At 63.0% G+C, this 20133-nt stretch carries 19 protein-coding genes; 6 read left to right on the top strand and 13 right to left on the bottom strand.

The window, feature by feature from the left end; genetic code table 11:
* Positions 1-19 precede the first annotated feature (19 nt).
* Positions 20-2374: a TonB-dependent receptor gene (locus PW947_RS01605; RefSeq protein ID WP_299629047.1), complete on the bottom strand. Its 2355-nt coding sequence runs from the start codon at positions 2372-2374 to the stop codon at positions 20-22.
* Between the two features lie 281 nt (positions 2375-2655).
* On the opposite strand from PW947_RS01605, the gene PW947_RS01600 reads away from it, so the two are divergent.
* Positions 2656-3618 carry an ATP-binding protein gene (locus PW947_RS01600; RefSeq protein ID WP_299629309.1) on the top strand — a complete coding sequence of 321 codons (963 nt, stop codon included), beginning with the start codon at positions 2656-2658 and terminating at the stop codon, positions 3616-3618.
* On the opposite strand, the gene PW947_RS01595 is transcribed toward PW947_RS01600, so the two are convergent.
* From PW947_RS01595 to PW947_RS01555, 9 genes are all read right to left on the bottom strand, one after another.
* Complete coding sequence (locus PW947_RS01595) at positions 3578-4291, bottom strand: response regulator transcription factor (protein WP_299629045.1); 714 nt, start codon at positions 4289-4291, stop codon at positions 3578-3580. The genes PW947_RS01600 and PW947_RS01595 overlap by 41 nt on opposite strands.
* Complete coding sequence (pqqE, locus tag PW947_RS01590) at positions 4288-5505, bottom strand: pyrroloquinoline quinone biosynthesis protein PqqE (protein ID WP_299629307.1); 1218 nt, start codon at positions 5503-5505, stop codon at positions 4288-4290. Before pqqE ends, PW947_RS01595 begins: the two co-directional genes overlap by 4 nt.
* 31 nt (positions 5506-5536) lie before the next feature.
* Entirely contained in the window at positions 5537-6463 is a 927-nt protein-coding gene (gene pqqB, locus PW947_RS01585; RefSeq protein WP_299629044.1) for a pyrroloquinoline quinone biosynthesis protein PqqB, read from the bottom strand.
* Between the two features lie 37 nt (positions 6464-6500).
* Entirely contained in the window at positions 6501-7064 is a 564-nt protein-coding gene (locus PW947_RS01580; protein WP_299629042.1) for a cytochrome b, read from the bottom strand.
* A 170-nt stretch (positions 7065-7234) separates the two neighbouring features.
* Entirely contained in the window at positions 7235-8053 is an 819-nt protein-coding gene (locus tag PW947_RS01575; RefSeq protein ID WP_299629040.1) for a formylmethanofuran dehydrogenase subunit C, read from the bottom strand.
* On the bottom strand, positions 8050-9012 hold the full coding sequence (fhcD, locus tag PW947_RS01570) for a formylmethanofuran--tetrahydromethanopterin N-formyltransferase (RefSeq protein ID WP_299629039.1): 963 nt from the start codon (positions 9010-9012) through the stop codon (positions 8050-8052). The genes PW947_RS01575 and fhcD overlap by 4 nt, the downstream gene beginning before the upstream one ends.
* Positions 9013-9041: 29 nt before the next feature.
* On the bottom strand, positions 9042-10754 hold the full coding sequence (locus PW947_RS01565) for a formylmethanofuran dehydrogenase subunit A (RefSeq protein WP_299629037.1): 1713 nt from the start codon (positions 10752-10754) through the stop codon (positions 9042-9044).
* On the bottom strand, positions 10751-12148 hold the full coding sequence (locus tag PW947_RS01560; RefSeq protein ID WP_299629035.1) for a formylmethanofuran dehydrogenase: 1398 nt from the start codon (positions 12146-12148) through the stop codon (positions 10751-10753). The genes PW947_RS01565 and PW947_RS01560 overlap by 4 nt, the downstream gene beginning before the upstream one ends.
* Positions 12149-12383: 235 nt before the next feature.
* Positions 12384-13172, bottom strand: coding sequence for a HisA/HisF-related TIM barrel protein (locus PW947_RS01555; RefSeq protein WP_299629033.1), 789 nt, complete (start codon positions 13170-13172; stop codon positions 12384-12386).
* Between the two features lie 12 nt (positions 13173-13184).
* On the opposite strand from PW947_RS01555, the gene PW947_RS01550 reads away from it, so the two are divergent.
* The 3 genes from PW947_RS01550 to PW947_RS01540 all read left to right on the top strand — a co-directional run bounded on the left by PW947_RS01550 (position 13185) and on the right by PW947_RS01540 (position 16144).
* Positions 13185-14276 carry an ATP-grasp domain-containing protein gene (locus PW947_RS01550; RefSeq protein WP_299629031.1) on the top strand — a complete coding sequence of 364 codons (1092 nt, stop codon included), beginning with the start codon at positions 13185-13187 and terminating at the stop codon, positions 14274-14276.
* A 38-nt stretch (positions 14277-14314) separates the two neighbouring features.
* The gene (locus PW947_RS01545) at positions 14315-15424 is read left to right on the top strand and encodes a hydantoinase/oxoprolinase family protein (RefSeq protein ID WP_299629305.1); all 1110 of its coding nucleotides are present in this window, start codon (positions 14315-14317) and stop codon (positions 15422-15424) included.
* Between the two features lie 129 nt (positions 15425-15553).
* Positions 15554-16144 carry an aspartate kinase gene (locus tag PW947_RS01540; protein ID WP_299629303.1) on the top strand — a complete coding sequence of 197 codons (591 nt, stop codon included), beginning with the start codon at positions 15554-15556 and terminating at the stop codon, positions 16142-16144.
* Positions 16145-16174: 30 nt separating this feature from the next.
* Here PW947_RS01540 and PW947_RS01535 read toward each other — a convergent pair whose 3' ends face one another.
* From PW947_RS01535 to pqqA, 3 genes are all read right to left on the bottom strand, one after another.
* Positions 16175-16885, bottom strand: coding sequence for a (5-formylfuran-3-yl)methyl phosphate synthase (locus PW947_RS01535; protein ID WP_299629029.1), 711 nt, complete (start codon positions 16883-16885; stop codon positions 16175-16177).
* 48 nt (positions 16886-16933) lie between these two features.
* Positions 16934-17518, bottom strand: coding sequence for a DUF447 domain-containing protein (locus tag PW947_RS01530; protein WP_299629027.1), 585 nt, complete (start codon positions 17516-17518; stop codon positions 16934-16936).
* 113 nt (positions 17519-17631) lie between these two features.
* Complete coding sequence (gene pqqA / locus PW947_RS01525; RefSeq protein WP_299629302.1) at positions 17632-17706, bottom strand: pyrroloquinoline quinone precursor peptide PqqA; 75 nt, start codon at positions 17704-17706, stop codon at positions 17632-17634.
* A 369-nt stretch (positions 17707-18075) separates the two neighbouring features.
* On the opposite strand from pqqA, the gene PW947_RS01520 reads away from it, so the two are divergent.
* Positions 18076-19575, top strand: a complete 1500-nt coding sequence (locus PW947_RS01520; protein WP_299629025.1) for a ribulose-bisphosphate carboxylase large subunit — start codon at positions 18076-18078, stop codon at positions 19573-19575.
* Positions 19576-19625: 50 nt separating this feature from the next.
* Entirely contained in the window at positions 19626-20054 is a 429-nt protein-coding gene (locus PW947_RS01515) for a ribulose bisphosphate carboxylase small subunit (protein WP_299629023.1), read from the top strand.
* Positions 20055-20133 lie beyond the last annotated feature (79 nt).

Here is a 20133-nt window from a genome sequence, read left to right as displayed (position 1 = left end):
GCCTCGCAGCGCGGCCGCTTTACTTCCATGCATACCGCATGCCGATCCATGCGCCGCGCGGCGCGCCAAGGCCGAGAAACTGTTCGTTGACCGGATTCGCGCCGTCGAAGGTATGGTTCGGTCCATTGAAGAAGTTCTCGCCGAGAATGCCGAAGTTCGCGTACTTCTTGTTCAGCAGATTCTTGACGGTCGCAAACACCTGAAGCTGTTTCGTGATGTTGTACGTGGTGTCCAGATCGATCAGGAAATAGCCGGCGATCCTGCCGTTCACGTCCTGATTGTTCTCGTCGCCGCGCGCGAAAATACTGCCGCGATACGTCAGGTTGGTGCCGATATTCCACTTCGCGAACGGCGTGTAGTCGAGCCGCAGCTTGACCGTGTTGGCGGGAATGCCGGGAATCCGGTCGCCGGATTTCACGCTGATGTTGCCATTGCCGTCCGCGCTCGAATTGCTCGCGCTGCTTTCATCCCACGACGACCGGTAGGTCGCATTCACGTAGCTATAGCTGGCCGCGATGGCGACCGGTCCGAAACGGCTGCGCCCGGCCAGTTCCAGACCTTGCCTGCGGGTCTTGCCTACGTTCATGAAATAACCGAGCGTGCTCGCCGCGCCTTCGCTGCTGACGAACTGGATATCGTCGTCGAGCGTGGTGCTATAGACCGCCGCGCTCCATGTCGTCGATGCGCCGATCCTCCCGCGCGCGCCGACTTCGAAGGTCTTCGAAATCACCGGCTTGAGTGACGGGTCGGCGATGAAATCGTTGGGCAGCGAGCAGGGCGCGGCGGGGTCGGCGCACGCGAGTTCGATCGCGGTCGGCGAGCGCATGCCTTCGTTGTACGTCGCGTACGCGGTCAGGTACGCGGTCGGATTCCAGTTGACGCCGATCGCCGGATTGAAGCGCGAGAACGTGTGATTACCGTCGAGCAGCGGTTGCACGCCGCTCTCGTCGGCGATCACGGCTTTCGACCAGTTGTAGCGACCGGCCAGCGTCATCGACCATTGCTCGTTGAATGCCAGCGTATTCTCGAAGTACACGCCATAGGTCTGGTTGCGGGTTTTCGCGTCCGTTTGCGGCTCGAAGTCGCCGATCCCGACGGTCGCGCGCGTATCGGTGAATTCCGCATCCTGCGAGGTTTGCGTGAAATGCGAATTCGCGAAGTCGCCCGCCGCGCCGATGATCAACTGGTTGTCCATCCCGGCCAGCCGGTTGAGCAACGTGAGTTGCAGACTCGCGCCGTAGCTGTCAGTGAGAATCACCGACTTGTCGTTGGTGGCCTGGGTCGTGTTGATATTGCCGTCGTCGTCGACTTCGCCGAAATCGTCGTTCACGTTACTGCTGATATTCGTGTTCCGGTAATGGCGGTAATACACGTTGCCGCTCAGTTCGACATTCGGCGAGAAATAATGCTCGCCGGCAATCGTCAGATATCCGACGCTGTTCTGGTTCGTGTCCGGAAACGTATACGCCTGGCTGCGATTGTCGAGAAACGAGCGCGGAATGGTTTGCGAGCCATTCAGATGGTTGTCCGCACCGCCCATCGACACCGAGATCGTGGTGTCTGCATCGTGGTAGCGCAGTTTGCCGAATGCCTGACGCAACTGGCTCGAATTGTGATCGGCCCAGCCGTTGTCGTTGGTTACGTTCGCGGTGAAGTAGTAGTCGAGATTGGACCCGATCGTGCCACCTTGCTGGATCTGCGCGGTCTTGCGACCGAACGAGCCGAAACTGACCTCCGCTTCGCCGCCCGGGTTCGCACTGCCGTTCCTGGTCGTGATCGCGAGCGCGCCGCCCAGCGTATTCAGCCCGAAGCTCGGATTCGAGCCTGGAATCAACTGGATCGTATCGATCGCGGCCTGCGGAATCAGATCCCAGTTCACGACGTCGCCGAACGGCTCGTTGATCCGCACGCCGTCGAGAAACACCGACAGACCTTGCGGCGTGCCGAGCAACGGCGATGCGGTGAAGCCGCGATAGTTGATATCCGGTTGCGACGGATTTCCCTGCGCATCGGCGATATCCACGCCCGGCAGGTTTTGCGCGAAGTAATCGCCGAGCGTCGCGGGATGCTGCTGCTCGATATCGCGGCCCCGAAACGTCTGCACGTTGGCGGGCACGCGTTCGAGCGGTGTGCCCACGCCGACCAGCGGCGTGGTGCCGATCACGAGGATGGACGGCAACTCCTGCGACGCCGCCGCCGTGGCCGACGCCGGCGATGCGGGTGGTGTGGCCGGTGAGTTATCCGCCGCGGCTGCGCCGCTCTGCTGGGCCCATGCGGACACGCTCATGCTCGCGATGGCGGTCGCGACGCACAGCCGGATTGCACGGGGTTTAAACGGATGCCTGGCGGGCGTTTTGCGCGGCATGCTCTTCATCGTTGTCTCCTGCCGATACTGTCGCTATCGTTATGGTGCGATCGTCGTCGGATGCGTGTACGTCATGCATGCGTGTGGCGCATGCGACGCATGAGATAGCGTCGCACAGGGCAGTCGAAAGTGAGCCGGGAAGTTCTCCCGATCGCACAGGGAAGCTTTCCCAAACGCCGATTCATTCCCGCCGCGCATGCGATTCTGGCGGACCGATGCGAACGACAGGTGCCGCAATGCGACCGGATTCCGTGACTGGTTCTGATGTTCAGGCGAGACCCCCGACCGTGCTGCGCGACCTGCTGGTCGTGGCCGGGTCCACGCTGGGCGCGGCGGCGGCCTGCATCACGTTCGACTTCGGCGAACTCGCGTACCAGGTGACACGCGGCGCGGAACGTTTTCAGCTCGACGAGTTGCCGCCCACTTTATGCGTGCTGGCCAGCGGCCTCGCGTGGTTCGCGTGGCGGCGTTATCGGGAATCGCAACGGGAAGTAGTGCGCCGCCGCGCGCTGGAGCAGCAGGCCGAACGCCTGCTCGCGGAAAACCGCCGTCTCGCGACGCAACTGATCGACGCGCAGGAAAATGAGCGGCGGCACCTCGCGCGCGAATTGCATGATGAGTTGGGGCAGTACCTGAATGCGATGTCGCTCGACGCTGCCCGTATTCGCGATCTGTCCGCAAGCGATGCGCCGGAAGTGCATCGCCTGTCGCTTGCGCTGATGCAGTGCGCGCAGCATGTGTATCGGGCGATCGGCGGGATGATCCGGCGGCTTCGTCCGAGCGGACTCGACGAGTTCGGTTTGCCGGGCGCGCTCGAACATTGCGTCGATGGCTGGCGTGAGCGTTTGCCGCATGCAAGCTTCGCGCTGAATGTGGATGGCGATTTCTCGACGCTCACCGACGCGCAAAACATCACGCTGTATCGTCTGGTGCAGGAAGGCCTGACCAACATTTCCAAATTCGCGCGGCAGGCGCGCGTCGAAATCTATCTGGTGCGGGCGCGCGACGAGTCGGGCGAACCCGGCGAGATCGTCGTCACGATGACCGACGACGGCCCCGGCGTCGATCTGGCGCAGCCGCGCGAGGGTTTGGGTTTGATCGGAATGCGCGAACGCGTCGAGGCGCTGGGCGGCGAATTTCACATCGCAAGCGAGCCCGGTCGCGGGTTTCTGTTCTGCGCGCGCGTACCGACACGCAGGTTGGGCACGGCCGCTACGCCGGGCTTCCCGTCCCCAGCGAGCCAAACGGTGTGAACCCCTCGTTGGGCGTCGTAGTGCCCGAATCGCCAGAATGCAGGCCGAGCCGATTGGCCATCTGCGCGAGTTGAACTCCGTTGTCCGCACCGAACTTCTGACGGATCACCGACTGGTGATTGGCGACGGTTTTCTGGCTGAGGCCAAGCCGTTCCGCGATGCTGGGCAACGTATAGCCTTGCACCAGTAGCCTCAACACTTCGAATTCCCGCGCCGACAGTTGCCGTCCGGGCGGCCCTTCCTGGAAACTCGCCCGCAGCGCGAGCGCCTGCGAAACATCGGGGCTGAGATAGCACATCCGCTTCGCCACCGAGCGCACCGCTTCGACCAGAACATCGGGCGCGCTCGCTTTGGTCACATAGCCGCGCGCGCCCGCATCGAGCGCCCGCCGCACGAAAATCGTTTCCTCGTGAACGCTGAAAATCAGCACGTGCGCGTCGGGTTCACGCGCCAGCATCCGCCGCATCGCTTCGATGCCGCTCGCGCCGGGCAGTGCGAGATCCATCACCACCACATCGGGTTGCAGCGCGCAAAAGCGCTGATACGCCTGCGCCGCATCGCCGGCTTCGCCCGCGACGCGCACATCCGGGCTCAGTTCGAGCAGGCGACGATAACCTTCGCGTACGACCGCATGATCGTCGACGAGCAGGACGGAGATATCGGCCGTGGTCATATGCGTACTCCTGGTCCGTTCCGCAGCGGTTCTTCGGTGGCGGGCTGGCCGGGTTGCGCGATGAAGCGACGTGAGTTCGCGTCGCTGCGAAACAGCACCGGGTGTTCGGTGGTTCGGTCGTCGGTTCGTTCGGCGGCGGCGCGTACGACCTGAATCACACGTTCATGCTCCGGCGATTTGTCGCATACCGGGTCCGCGTTCGCGGGGTCGCCGGTCAGCAGATACGCCTGGCATCGACAGCCGCCGAGGTCGTTGAAGCGCTCATCGCAACTGCGGCAAGGCTCTTTCATCCAGCTATGACCGCGAAACCGGTTGAATGCGTCGCTGTCGTACCAGATCTCGCGCAGCGGCGTATCGATCACATTCGGAAAGGTCAGGCCGGGCAGCGAGCGCGCGGTGTGACACGGCAGCGCCGCGCCATCCGGTGCGATGCCGAGGAACACCGATCCCCAACCGTTCATGCAACGCTTGGGTCGCGTTTCGAAGTAATCGGGCACCACGAAATAGATCGTGCAGCGATTGCCGATGCGCTGACGGTACTGGTTCACGACCGATTCCGCTTCACGCAGCTGATCGGCGGTCGGCATCAGTTGTGCGCGATTCGCATGCGCCCAGCCGTAGTACTGCGTGTTCGCGAGTTCCAGATATTCAGCGCCCATGTCGAGCGCCATGTCGATGATCTTGTCGACATGCGGCAGGTTGTATCGATGCAGCACGCAATTGAGCACCATCGGAAAGCCATGCGAGCGGATCGATGCCGCAACGCGTTTTTTCAGGTCGAATGTGCGTGTGCTGCTGAGAAAGTCGTTGAGTTCCTGCGTCGAGTCCTGAAACGAGAGCTGGATATGATCGAGTCCGGCGGCCTGCAATGCGTCGAGTCGCGTATCGGTCAAGCCGATCCCCGACGTGATCAGGTTCGTGTAAAAACCGAGTTTCCGCGCGTGTGCGACCAGCGTTTCGAGGTCGTCGCGCAGCAGCGGTTCTCCGCCTGAAAATCCGAGTTGCGCCGCGCCGAGTGCGCGCGCCTGTTGCAACGCCGCGATCCATTGCGCGGTGGTCAACTCGTTCTTGTGCGCGGCGTAGTTGGTCGGGTTGTAGCAGAACACGCAGTGCAACGGACACCGATACGTCAATTCCGCGAGTAACCACAATGGCGGGGCGACCGTCGGCAGCGTCCCGTCGGGGCGGCCGTGCGTCGCTGCGGAAGTGGGAATCGGTGTCGAATCGTTCACGGTGGCCGCCTGTTCATGCGCCGAAGTCGAATGCCATGCCATCGTATGCAACCTCGATGCCATGTTCCGCGAGCATGCGTCGCTCGGGCCCGTCCTCGACGAGAATCGGGTTCGTATTGTTGATGTGAATAAGCACTTTGCGCACGCCGGGCCGCGTCAGTGAGTCGAGCATTTCGATCATGCCGCCAGCGCCGGTTTGCGCGAGATGCCCCATATCCGCAGCGGTTTTCTGCGACAGGCCGAGCCCGATCATTTCGTCGTCGGTCCAGCAGGTGCCGTCGATCAGCAGGAGATCGGCACTTTTCATCGCAGCAAGCACGTCCGGCTCGATTGCACCGAGTCCGGGCGCGTAGAACGCGCGCGTGCCGGACGCTGGGTCGATAAACACCAGGCCGAGGTTATCGCCCCTTTGCGGCGCATGACGATGCGGCGAATAGGGGGGTGCCTTGCTCGTCAGCGGCACGGCTTCGACCTGCACGCCGTTCAATGCGGAAATCGCAAACGGTTCGCCGTTCAGCGGCACGCCGTGACGTTCGACGCCGCAGTAATGCGACAGGATCGACGTGACGGGAAATCCGCTGCTCAGATCGTCCCAGACGACGTCGGTGGTGTAGAGCGGTAGCGGCGTACTGCGCTCGCGCAGCATCAACAGACCGGTGACGTGGTCGATCTGCGCATCGATCGTCAGCACGGCGGCGATGCCGCTGTCCCGCACGCGCCGTGCCGGTTGAAGCACCGGGTGCGCGGCGATCTGCGCGAGAATGTCCGGCGACGCGTTGACCAGAAGCCAGTCCTCGCCATTGCCGCTGACCACAATCGACGACTGCGTGCGCGGCGTCGCTTTCAGCGTGCCGCGCCGGACGCCGTCGCAATTGCGGCAGTTGCAGTTCCACTGCGGAAAACCGCCGCCCGCCGCCGATCCCAGCACACGAATTTTCATCGACGCTCTCCGTAACTGGCCGCGTTGCCGGTCGGGATCATGTGATCCTCGACAACAATCCGTCGCGATCGATCAACTGGTGCTTCAACGCGCCCGCCACGTGCAACGCAACCAGTGCGATCATGATCCATGCGCAAATTTCATGGATGCCGAAAAACAGTTCGCGCAGCCCTTTATCGTCCCATCCCCACTTGGGCAGCAATACGCCCCAGAAACGCGTGCCGTAGGTGTTGAACGACGAACCGAGATAGCCGGTCAGCGGCATCGCAATCATCGCGACGTATAAAAGAACCTGCGTGATGCGCGCGGCGGCGCGTTGCCACGCTCGCATCGGCGGCATGGCGGGTCTACCGACGACCAGGCGCACCACAATGCGGACAAGCACCAGCAGGAAAACCGTCATTCCAAGCGACTTGTGGAAGTTGATCAGCGCGGCCTTGAACGGCAAACCTCTAGGCAATCCGACCATATAAAGACCGATGCCGAGCATCGCGAGGATCGCGAGGGCGATCACCCAGTGCAACAGGATCAGCGATGGCGCGAAACGCTGCTGCGCGTCGGTGACATGAGACGCGGCCCGGTGTGTTTGCACGGTATTCATGTTCGTCTCCTTGTGTCTTCCCGACGCGGATGACACGTTGCCGCGCGGACTACCGGTTTCCTGTTTGATCCTGTCGACGCGATCAAGCTATCCGGTATTACCCAGGGGCTTTTCGCGATCCATGCGTTTCGCGCATGCATGCACGACACGCATGGATCGCATGAATCGCCTCAGCCGACGATGAACAACTCGCCGCGGCCATCGACGGCGAGATCGCCCGCAAGGCGGCGCGGCAGCAGATCGCGACGCAAGGCCGAAAAGGGCGCGATTTCAGCGGAAAACGAGCGCAGCAGGAGCGACCAGAACACGCCGAACCCACGACCGCCCTCGGCGAACGAAACCGGAATCTCGTCGGGCGGTTGCAGCAGCAGCACGCTGCCGCGCCGCATGCCGTATCCGTAGTTCGGACCGACCCGTCCCGCGATGCCGATGGTGCCGGCAACAACGCGCGACGCCGCGCATTCACCGGCATCACCACCCACCAGCACGAGGCCGCGCCGCATCCTGTCGCCAAGCCGGGCGCCGACGTTGCCATGCACCGTCAGCGTGCCGCCTGTCATGCCTTCCATATTGCCGGGCAGTGCGCCCGCGACGAAATCGCCGCTCGCACCTCTGACCGTGAGCCGCCCGCCGCGCATTTCGCAGCCGGTAAAGCGTCCCGCGTTGCCCGTGACGTCGAGCGTGCCGCCTGACATCTGGAACCCGCAGTAATCGCCGCACGATCCGCGTACGACGATGCTGCCTTCGGCGAGTTGCGCGCCGATATGGTCGAGCCATCGCACGTCGCCGTCGATGGTCAGTGCCGGGACGGCGCTGTCGTCGCGCGATACGTCGAAGATGTCGGCCAGCGCGCATATTTCGTTGCCTGCGGGCAGCAGAATACGATCGACGCTGGCGAGATCGAGCGCCGCGAGTGCCGCCGGTTGCAGGCGCGCCGCGTCCACCCGGAAACCCGGTGTGTGTCTGACGGTCAATGTCAGCGCGCTCATGTCGGGACCGGCTTTGCGCCGTCGGCAAGATCGCGAAGATGAAAGTGATACGGACCGAGTTTGCCGCCGTAATTTCCCGCTGAAATGCGCAACACGCCCGCTGCATGACCGCGCGCCGTGGCCGCCGCGATACCGGCTCGCATCGCAGCGCCGACGTCGTCGCCGGTCAATCCGTCGATCACGATTTCCAGCACGCAACCCACCTCCGCAGTCAGTTCGCTGTTGCGCGACAGCCCGGTGAGCGTCGGACAGAAAGCATCGTTGGTCGATGCCGTTGCGCCTGCATATTTCGAGCCGATCTTCGATCCTGAGCGCACGACACCGCCCGGAAACGGCATGATCACATTCGGCAGCGCGCGCATCGCGGTCGCGGCGGCTTCGGCGACGGCGAGCGCGGAATCGGTGTCGCGCGCGAGCAGCAGCAGGTTGCCGCCGCCCACCGCTTTCACCGTCAGCGCAGTGTCTTCGCAAACAAACTCGCCGTCCATGACCGGGACGCGCCAGTAGCGCGTCTCTCCGAGCATCTTCGAAATCTGCCAGCCGTCGCCGAAAAACCGCAGGCTTGCGCCCATGCGCGCGCGGTCGGAGAGCGGCGCACGGCTCGTCTGCGCGTCGATACCGCCATAGATTGCGGTGGTCGGGCATGTCAGCACGCACTGGCCGACGCGACGCTCGATCTGCTTCGCCAGTTCTTTCGACGACACCGCAAACAGCAACACGGCCACGCCGGGCCGTCCGTCCGGTGTTTCGTCCGCGCTCAAGATACGTTCGATGCCGGCCTCGCAGCCGCAACCGATCACCGAAGTCGCGAACCCGGTCATCGACGATGCAGCGTGATTTGCCCACACGGGCGTGTGCGCGGTGATCAGCAGCCGCGTCGCTTTCATCGGAAAGGCCTCGGCGAACGTATCGTCGATCACCGTGCCGTTGATTTGCATCGGCGGTTCGCTAGGGTTCATGGCGCGAAATTTTCATGGCGTGGGCGCTGTCATGCGCGGACGGAATGGCAAGCCACGGGCAGCAGTTTTCCGCCGCGGCAGCAGGCGCAAATTTCATCGTTGCTGATCGGCACATGCAGCGGATTGCCGACGAGGTTCGAATCGCTATACGCACGAACCGTTTTTTCGATGCTGCGATCGAAATCCGGCGAAACGAAGTGGATACCGCCAGTCGGCGTGGCGACGAGCATGCCGTCGCGCGCGACGAGTTCGCCATCCTTGAACACGTAGGCCGGTGTGGTGAACATTTTTTCGCGATTCGGATCGTCCCGGTACACGGCGATATCGGCGGCCGCGCCTGCGCCGAGATGCCCGCGATCCGTCAATCCGAGCAGGCGCGCCGGACCGGCGCGCGTGAGGATCGCCACCTCGTACAACGACAGTTCGCGTTGTATGCCGGCCAGTCCGCTGACGGCTTGCGCGTCGGAATGCAACGTTGCCAGTTGCTCGTCGCGGAACGTTTTGTCCATCAGCAACCGGATCAGATGAGGGTAACTGGTGAACGGTCCGCCGTTCGGATGATCCGTGGTCATCGATACGCGCCACGGATCGTCAATCAGCAGAAAAATTTCGAGCCCGATGATCCATTGCAGCGCATTCACATAACTTTGTTCGCGATACCGGAACGGTACGATCCCGCAACCCGCGTCACATTCGATATCGCCGACGATCCATTTTCTGGGCTGCGCAAGCGGTGTGTTCCGGAACTGCATCATCGTGTCGCCGGATGCCGTGACGGTTTGTCCGAAGATGATCTGTCCCACATCGACCGACACGTTCGGCCGCGCGTTGACTGCCTCGGCGATTTGCGCCGCGCCCGATGAGAACTTGCGCTGCCCCTCTGTGCCGTAGCTATGAAACTGGATATGGGTCAAATGGATCGGCAGGCCTTCCGCCGCATCCATCGTGGCGATGGTCGATGCGATATTGCCCGGCACGCCGAGATTGCTCGCATGCACATGCAACGGATGCGGCACGCGCAACTCGGTCAACGCGTGCGTCAGCGAGCGCAGTACGTCGCGCGGCGTGATGCCGTAATGCACGTGCGCTTCGTCGATATCGAGCGAGCGCTGATTGAATTTGAACGCCGAAATGCCGCCCGGATTGACCACTTTCACGCCGAGCGCCTTGCTGGCATGAATCGTCCAGCCGACGTAATCGCGCAACCGTTCTTCACTATCGCGCGCCGCGAGCATCTGCAGAAAGAGTTCGTCGTTGCCGAGCATCACGTATGCGCCGTGATCGATGATCGGCGTGTCGCCCATTTCGAGGTGCGCATGTCGCGCATTCGACGCGATCATCGCGGGCTCGAACGCTGCGGTGTAGCCCATTTCCGCGTAACGGTAGCCGGTCGCGAGCGTGCCGGGCGTACAGACGCCGCACGAGGGCAGCCGGAGATAACGGCCCTGCGCATCCTGTACGGCTTCATAGCGGGCATCGCGGAGCGGATCCGCGCGGTGGTCCTCGGGCAAGAGCAGCCGCGACAGGTTGGTCTTGCCGCCGCCAATATGCGAGTGCAAATCGATGCCGCCGGCCATGACGATCATCCCGCTCGCGTCGTAGTCGCGATCGGCGGCGGGCGGCGCGTCATCCGGGCGCTGCGCGACCAGCCGGCCGTCGCGGATATAGAGATCGCGCCGTTCGCCATTCACACCGTTGGCGGGGTCGTAGACGATGCCGCCCCTGAGCCGCGCGATGCTCATTGCGGGCCCCGCAACGCACTTTCCACCCGTCCGGCAAGCAACGCGGCGACGCGCGCCACGGTAGGCAGTGCAGTCGCGCGAGCCGCACGGAGCGGCGCGACGACCGACGCATCGAGCCGGAACAGGTGGCCATCGCTATCGACGCCGGGCGTTGCGACGGGGATGTACACCGTCGGCGCCGCGCGGCCGCCCGACGCACCCGCCGACATCGCCGGATGGCCCAGGATGATCGCAGGCACGTCGGCGTCGAGCGAAGACGGCAACGGCTGCGCGCCGAAACTGCTCACCCACAGCAGCGCATCCGACTCATGCGCTGCAAGCATGCGAGCGGTCGCATATCGATACGGGTCGTATTCCAGCGGCGGTTGGTCTGCCGGGCGTGCCGCACGCGCGACTCGCGTGCGTAGCGGAAAACCCGATAGCCACGTGATGGTCTGGTTGACGCTCAACGCGCCATCGTCGCCGCCGAGCGCGAGGCCGCCCGCGCGAGTAGTTCGGTTCACGGCCTTGATGATCCGGTTCAGCGCTTCGATCAACAGCGCCGCTTGTGAGCCGGGAAATGTGGCCGGTTCGTAGACGAAGGCGGTATAGCGCGCTGCGTCGATGGCGGCGTTCAGGCGCACGAGTTCCGGCTCGATGAGTTTGTCTACGCGACGGCCGTCGAGCAGCATCGACCATGACGCGAGCAGATCGAACAGGTTTGCATGCGTCGCCAAGGTCTCGCATTCCGTGGACGCATGCGACGGTTGCGACGCCTGAGATATGTGCGACGTGGAGATTGCCGGATCGGTCTCGCATCCGACGAAGCAGACCTTCCGCTTTTGGCCATTACCGCTAAAAAGCCGCTCGTAAACGCGGGGATAGCGCGCCGACGGCCGACAGCCGATCACGATGATCAGATCGGCGCGTGAACGCGCCTCGGATAGCGTCGTGAAGAACGCGCCACGGTCTTGCAGCGCGAGCGTCGATGCAGCCAGCGTGTCGCCATGCAGATGATCGAGCACCGCGCCGCAGGCGGCGGCGAGCGGATAAAGCGCCCGCGCCGCGGCGATGTCCATGCACAGCCCGCTGAACAACGGCCTGCGTGATTGCGCGAGTAAGTCGGCCGCACGCGAGAGCGCCGCGTCGAGATCGACGGCATTGCCGTCGATCGACGGCAGCGCGCCGGAATCACCGACGCCACACTGGATCAGCGCAGCGCGCAGGCGAGGGCAGTCTACGTCGGGCGCACTGACCGCGTCGCGGGTGTCGATGTGAGCCGCGATGTCGTCGCACAGGAGCGGACAGAATGGACAGGTCCAGTCGTCCGTGATGGATACGGGCGAGTCGGTGTCGGTCGTGCTGGATGACTGGGTGGATGCGCTGTGCATGCGCGGCGTTTGAGCAAGGACCATGCCGGTCTGCATGCGAGAGGCGCAGCAAGGCTGTGCCTCTCGCATGCGTCTCGCGCATGCATGGCAACCCGCGATGAACCGCGAAAACGCAGCACAGAATGTGCGTCGCGCTGAAACACTGTGTCACTTGCCAGCACCGACCCATGCCCGACGTGTCCCTGAATCACGAGTCGCACACGACGGGGTACGTTGGCATGGATATTGTGTTCAGCCGGACTGGGCAAGCCGCAGCGCGTCACGATCCGGCAGACAGGTTGAGGCGGCCGTCGTGGACGGCGGATGCGACGAGCCACGCGGTCGCGCCGCTTTGCGTGGCGCGGTGAAGATCGTCGTCGTTGCGGATACCGCCGGCGCCGATCACGGACCGGTTGCCGGCGCGTGCGCGCAGTGTGGAGAGCAGAGCGAGATCCGGTCCTTCGTACGCGCCGACCTGATCGAGTGTCATTGCAATCAACCGGGACGGCCACGCGTGAGTGGAATCGAGGAGTGCGGCACGATGCGCGACGTCAGTAGCGAGCAGTTGACCGCCCCGGTGATCGAGCGACAGTACCGGGCGCAAGCCCGACGATTCGGCGGCGCGCGGTGCGTCGATGTCGTCGAGCGACTCCGAGCCGAACACCGGCACGAGCGAGGCCGCCCGACAGTCCGGCGTGGCGATGCGGTCGCGCATGCGCTGCTGCACGCGATCTGCGACGCATGCGAAAAGCGCATGCATGGATGCGAGATCGGCGAACCCGGCGTCGAGCCAGATTTCAACGGGCGTCGTGGGCGACGCGGCGGGTTCGCCGAGCGCGATGCACAGTCGGGCAAGCACGTCGATATGCGCGCGCCGTTCGACGATCGCGCCGAGGTCCGCGATATAGAGCATCCGCGCACCGGTTGCTGCAAGGAGCGCACGAGCGACGACGAGCGGATCGCTGGTCGCGCAGAGGCTCGACTGGATAGGTCGGTAACTAGCGCGCTCGCCGCGCACGGCCCTGACGGCGTGATTGTCGAGCAGATCGAGAACCGGTATCACCTGCATGGATGACTTTCCTTGATCAAGCTATTCGTCTACGAGTATCTATCCGGCGGCGGCATCGATCCCGAGGTGGCGGGGATCGGCAGTCTGGCCGACCTGAGCGCGTTGATCGTCGAAGGACGCGCGATGCGCGACGCGCTGACCGCCGATCTCTGCGAACTGGACGGCGTGCAGGTCACGTACGCGAGTTCGCGTTTCGAGCGCTCGCCTGCCATGCGCGCAGCGCATGCGACCACGGTTCCGGTGCAATCCGTTGCGCGTCCCGGCGAGATCCTGAGTGCGTTTGTCGCGCGCATCGCGCATGAGCATGATTACACATGCGTGATTGCGCCGGAGTGCGACGGCTTGCTGTTGCAACTGCACGATGTCGTCGGCGATGTGTGCTGGCTCGGCTGCCGGCGCGATGCGATTCGCATTGCATCCAGCAAGCGCGCGACGGCCGCCTGCCTGGCCGCGCATGGCATTGCGGTGACGCCTGCATTGCCGCCGGGCATTTGCGTGTCCAGCGCGGCCGCAGACGACGCGACGCGCTGGGTCGTCAAGCCGGACGACGGCGCGGGTGGCCTCGATACGTTCGTCTACGAGCGGCTCGACGATGCGTGCGCGGAGTACACCGCGCGCGAAGCGGCCGGGCGCGACCCGGTATTGCAGGCGTGGGTGGAGGGCGAACCGCTGAGCTTGTCGCTGATCGCGGGCTACGGGCAGGCTGAACTCGTCAGCATCAATCGCCAGCGGATAGGCATTCCCGACGCAGCCGGTTCGTCGCGTCCAGCGCACGTCGTTGAATTCAGTGGCGTCGATGTCGACCAGATTTCACGTGATAGTGACCAGGGCCGGGTGCTCGAAACGTTGACGCAGGATATCGTCGCGGCACTGCCGGGCTTGCGTGGCTTCGTGGGCGTCGATCTGGTCTGGCATCCGCGACGCGGCCCGGTCGTGATCGAAGTCAATCCTCGCTTGACCGCAGCCTATGTGGAGCTTTCAGCACGGCTTGGCCGTAATCTCGCGTCCTCGTTGCTGACCGCGCACGGCGTTTCCGGCTTCGGCGCGCGGCCCCATGTGCCGAAGCCGTCCGGCGATTGCTTGAGCGGCGGAGCGTTGCCATGACGTCAACGCATGGATCGGCTGTCACGCATGCGTCGGGAATGTCAGGCACGGATGTCGGCATGCCCGTCTTCGGCTGGGACGTGGGCGGCGCGCATCTGAAGGTGTCGAAGGTCGATCGCACCGGCGCGCTGATCGATGTCGCGCAGTGGCCGTGTCGCTTGTGGCAAGGTCTCGATCAGTTGCATCAGTCGATAGATGCGGTGCTCGATCGCTGGCCCGACGCGCGCAGCGCAGGCGCGTCTCATGCCGTCACGATGACCGGCGAAATGGTCGATCTGTTCGCCGATCGCGCCGACGGTGTGCGCGCTATCGCAAACGCGCTTGCATCGAAACTGCACGGACGTTTGATGTTTTTCGGCGGCGGACGCTGGTTCGACGCGTCGGCTTGCGCAGCCGCGTGGCACGAGATCGCGTCCGCGAACTGGCTTGCGACCGCCAGCTGGGTGGCAAGCTGCGTCCACGATGCATTGCTGATCGATATCGGCAGCACGACCACGGACATCATTCCCATCGTAAGAGGGTGGGTCGCGGCAATTGGCGGTAACGACGCGGATCGGTTGATCCACGGCGAACTCGTTTATCAAGGCGTGGTGCGAACGCCGCTATGCGGTGTCGCACACCGTATCGTGTTTCGTAACCGCACGACCAATGTGATGAACGAGTGGTTTGCAACCACGGCCGACGTCTATCGGCTCACGGGCGAATTGTGGCCGCCGCACGACCAGCATCCCAGCGCGGACAACGGACCGAAGACGATGGCGGCGAGCTGCGCGCGGCTGGCACGCATGATTGGACGCGATGCCGCCGACGCGAGCGAAGTCGAGTGGCGGAATTTTGCACGTCATTGGCGTGCGGTCCAACTCGACACGCTGTACATGAATCTCGCGCGCGTGCGGCATGCACATCCATCGCTCGTGGGTGCGCCGCTCGTCGCTGCGGGTTGTGGACGCTTTCTCGTCACCCATCTTGCGCAGCACGATCGCTGCGCGATGATCGATATTTCGTCGCTGGGCGAGATGTCCCTGTGCGGCGAAGAAACGTTGGCTGATCCGCAATGCGCGGAATGGATTGCAACGTGTGCGCCTGCCGTCGCCGTGGCGATGCTGGCCGCACACACGCCACGGGCGCATCTTTATCGGGCTGCATGAGCGGCGCGCATGAGTCAGTCATGCGTACCGCTCATGCATGAATACGCGGCGGCCGTCGAGAGTATGGATGCCTGACGCGCGTCCTCGCGCACAGGTCGATCGCGTCACACTTAAATGAGGGCGACTGTCATGTGGGTGGTGAAGATCGGTGGCAGTCTCAGTCACGATCCGTTGCTGCGTGCGTGGTTGACGCAGCTTTGGGAACTGGGCGGCGGACGCGTGGTGATCGTCCCCGGCGGCGGCGATTTCGCCGACGACGTCCGGCAATATCAACGGGAATGGCGCTTTAACGACCTCGCGGCCCATAACATGTGTCTGCTCGCGATGACCCAATACGCGATTCTGATGCAGGGGCTGTTGCCGAACCTCGTCCTTGCCGCGAGCGAGGCCCGGATTCGCACCGCGTTACGCGACGGACAGGTTGCGGTGTGGGTGCCGACGGGATTGATGCGCGACACGCCGGATCAAATGAGCAACTGGGACACGAGCTCCGACAGTCTCGCCGCATGGTTGTCCAGTACGTTAAACGCGGAACGGCTCACGGTCGTCAAATCGTGCCCGCTCGATGCGGACGCGCCACTCGCCGATCTTACGTCGGCCGGCGTGCTCGACGCGCGATTTGCAGACAGTGTCAGAGACGCGAACTACGTGGTCGAACTGCTGAACAAGGAAGACGTTGCGTTGATGCGCGACCGACTGATGCACGTGCCGGTCGCGTAGCGAACGGCGCGAGTTACCGGCAACGTCGAGTCACCCAAGCCCCGCCACCGATGTTTCTTCGGGCGCGCGATGCAGTGCTTCCACCCAACGCGCGACACGCTCCGGATCGAGTTGTGCCGTTCGCCCGCCTGCACAGAGCGCGGTACGAAACCCCGCAAAATCCGGCGAAAGCGAACGGATTTGATCGAGGTGTTGCCAGCCGAGCGATCCCGCGACTCCGCTCATCGCACCGGACGCGCGAATCTGCGCAAGGCTCTCCGAGAGCGTGCCGACATCGACGCAATCGAATAGCGTGCCGCCGTCCTTGGTCGCGGTATCGAACATGATCCCGGCAAATCCCAACCCGGCCGCGTACGCGGCCAGCGACGGATCGAGACCGTCGTCGCATAGCAAAACCGGTACGACAGCGCCGGGCAGGCTCGCGAGATGCACAAGGCAGCGTCGCGCTGCCGGGCCGGGCGTGACGCCTACCTTGATGTAGTCCACCCCGGCATCGCCGACGCTGATCACCCGCGCGGCGATTTCGTCCAATGCATCGGAGGCCACATCGCCGATTGTCGCGCTGATCGGTTTGACTGGAAAACGTGCGCGCAATGCCAGTACGATGCGCGCAATTTCATCGACGCGAACACCGCCGAGTGCGCCGTGATCCGGTTCTTTCAGATCGATCAGTTCGGCGCCCGCTTGCGCGGCGTCGAATGCTTCGCCGGATGAACGGACGCTTGCGAGCATGGCGGTCATCGAAAGTCTCCCGGTAGATACGTGACGACAATGTCGGGTCGAGCGGATTTACGCATGCGAAGTGTTCGATGAAACGACCGCCGCGCGATGTCGTGCGATTGCTTCGGTGAGCCAGCTCCATGCGAGCCGCTCGGCGTCGCCGGCTGTTTTGTCGATAGCAATCTGCAGATAAGCCATTTCACGATCCACCTTGTCGGCGGGTAGCATGAACAGACGGCTGACGAGAATCGCGCCTTCGAGTACCGCGGCCTGCGCGCGGTTGAATCCGCCAAACGGCGCATGCGTCTCGCTGTGCACGCAACGCATCCGTAGCACCGGGCGCTCACCGTCGTCCTGAACTTCGTCGAGGGCGAGTTCGGTGTGAGCCAGTGCACCGTCGAGTCTGACACTCGATACGTGGCTTGCCGGCAGCGTGGGCCAATCCCAATGCAGACCCGTTACGCATCCCGCGAAGACGCGCACGTCGGTGGTGAAATTAATCACGGCCACGCGAGTGGCGAGAATATTGTCCAGTGTCGCGGAAGGCCGGAACGGCGCGAGGATCGCACGCTCCTGTTCGAAGCGCACGCCCATCGGTGCAATGTGGGGCCGGCCATCGCGCGCCGCAGTGGTGACGATCGTTTCGTGAATCATGGCGGGGAACGCTGGTCTCTGCGGCGTACTACGAGCCGGCGAAATGCTAACGGACATCAATGACGACGCGCGCCAAAGCCGCTAAAAAGCGGCCTGTGCAGCGCGATGCGTCATTAACGGGTGGCGATATACATCGTGATTTCGAAACCAAGACGCATATCGGTGTAACTCGGTGTTGTCCATTCCATAGTCATGTCTCCACTGTTGTAACAACGGTTGGCGCCTCTGCAGTGCGGTTGCCAAAAACCCGGATTCCACCTTGCGTCGGCATCTGTCTGCCATGCAAGCGTCGTGCCACCAGCGCCGGAAGGAAGCGCACTACACGTCCTTAAGCAGACACAGGATACTTTGCCGGTTTGCCACTGCGACTGTCGCAGAAACGCAGCAAAGTGTTCCACCATCATACGAGCTTCAGATTTCAATGCACGATCGTTTTCGATCGACAGCTAAAGAATCGCTTAGGGATGGCAAAGAAATTCGTGAATTACGTTTCATTGGGTACGGGCCTAGAGTTGATCTCACCGCAGCGTGTTTTTCCACTCTTGAGGAAAACCCCAATGAACGACTTCAGTAAGGCCGCCATCGAACCGGCAACGACCCTTCGCAACCCCGCCGATCCGCGTTCCCGCTATTCGGCGGGCGTGATGAAGTACCGCGAAATGGGCTACTGGCAGCCGGATTACACGCCGTCGGATACCGATGTGATTGCGCTGTTCCGGATCACGCCGCAACCGGGTGTCGAGCCCGAAGAAGCTGCGGCTGCAGTCGCGGGAGAATCGTCGACGGCGACGTGGACGGTGGTGTGGACGGACCGGTTGACCGCATGCGACCGTTATCGCGCGAAGGCGTACCGCGTTGAGCCCGTGCCGGCCTCCAACGCAGCGGAGCCGCAATTTTTCGCGTACATCGCTTACGAACTGGATCTGTTCGAAGAAGGATCGGTCGCCAATCTCACTGCGTCGATCATCGGCAATGTGTTCGGTTTCAAGCCGCTAAAAGCGCTGCGCCTCGAAGACATGCGTATTCCCGTCGCCTATCTGAAGACGTTTCAGGGGCCGCCGACCGGCATCATCGTCGAGCGCGAGCGTCTGGATAAATACGGGCGTCCTTTGCTCGGCGCGACGGTCAAGCCGAAGCTCGGTCTATCGGGAAAGAACTACGGGCGCGTCGTCTACGAAGGCCTCAAAGGCGGACTCGATTTTCTGAAGGACGACGAGAACATCAACTCGCAGGCGTTCATGCATTGGCGGGACCGGTATCTGTTTGCGATGGAAGCGGTGAACCGCGCGCAGGCCGAAACCGGTGAGATCAAAGGACACTATCTGAACGTAACCGCCGGCACGATGGAAGACATGTATGAGCGCGCGGAATTCGCAAAACAGTTGGGCTCGTGCATCGTGATGATCGACCTCGTGATCGGATGGACGGCGATCCAGTCGATGTCGAAATGGGCCCGGCGCAACGACATGATTCTGCATCTGCATCGCGCCGGGCACGGCACCTACACGCGGCAACGCAATCATGGCATCTCGTTTCGCGTGATCGCGAAGTGGTTGCGCATGGCTGGCGTAGATCATGCACATGCGGGCACGGCGGTCGGCAAGCTCGAAGGCGATCCACTTTCGGTACAAGGCTATTACAACGTGTGCCGCGAAGCGCACAACCCTGTCGATCTGTCGCGCGGTCTGTTCTTCGACCAACCTTGGGCGAGTCTGCGCAAGGTCATGCCGGTCGCGTCAGGGGGCATTCATGCCGGACAGATGCACCAGTTGATCGATCTCTTCGGCGACGACGCGATCCTTCAGTTCGGCGGCGGCACGATCGGACATCCGGGAGGCATTCAGGCCGGTGCGCAGGCGAATCGCGTGGCACTCGAAACCATTGTCAAAGCGCGCAACGAGGGCCGGGACATTGTGAACGAAGGGGCCGACATGCTCGAAAACGCCGCACGTGGGTGCAAACCGTTGAAGCAGGCGCTGGATACGTGGCGCGACGTGACGTTTAACTATGCGCCCACCGACACGCCGGATTTTGCCGCCACGCCGACCGCGGCTTAGTGAGCGGCCGCAGTAGTCTCGGAATATCACCCCCTGCAAGGAGCGCCGACATGCGTATTACTCAAGGCACGTTTTCGTTTTTACCGGAACTGACCGACGCCGAGATCACGTTGCAGATCGACTACGCGTTGCAACAAGGTTGGGCCTGTTCGGTCGAGTACACGGACGACCCGCATCCTCGCAACACGTATTGGGAAATGTGGGGATTGCCGATGTTCGATCTGCACGACGCGGCCGGTGTGCTTCAGGAAGTCAACGCATGCCGTGACGCGAATCCGCAGCACTACATCAAGGTGAATGCGTTCGACGCGGTACGCGGTTTCGAAACGATGAGGTTGTCGTTCATCGTCAACCGGCCCGATGTCGAGCCGGGCTTCAGGCTCGAAAGACAGGACGGCGAGGGCAGGATTCAGCGTTATAGCATCAGGAGTTACGCGAGCGACAGACCGTCCGGCCAGCGGTATACGCACGGTGGTTGAACGGGAGACACACCTTGAACGGCGAGGAGCGAAGCCATGCGCGACGATGCGATACTCGATATTCCGGCCGCCACGGACG

The organism is Paraburkholderia sp. (genome assembly GCF_028283785.1).
In the GTDB taxonomy this organism is placed as follows: Bacteria; Pseudomonadota; Gammaproteobacteria; order Burkholderiales; family Burkholderiaceae; genus Paraburkholderia.
The sequence above is the reverse complement of the archived record's forward strand: the minus strand, read 5'-3'. Positions and strand labels throughout refer to the sequence as shown.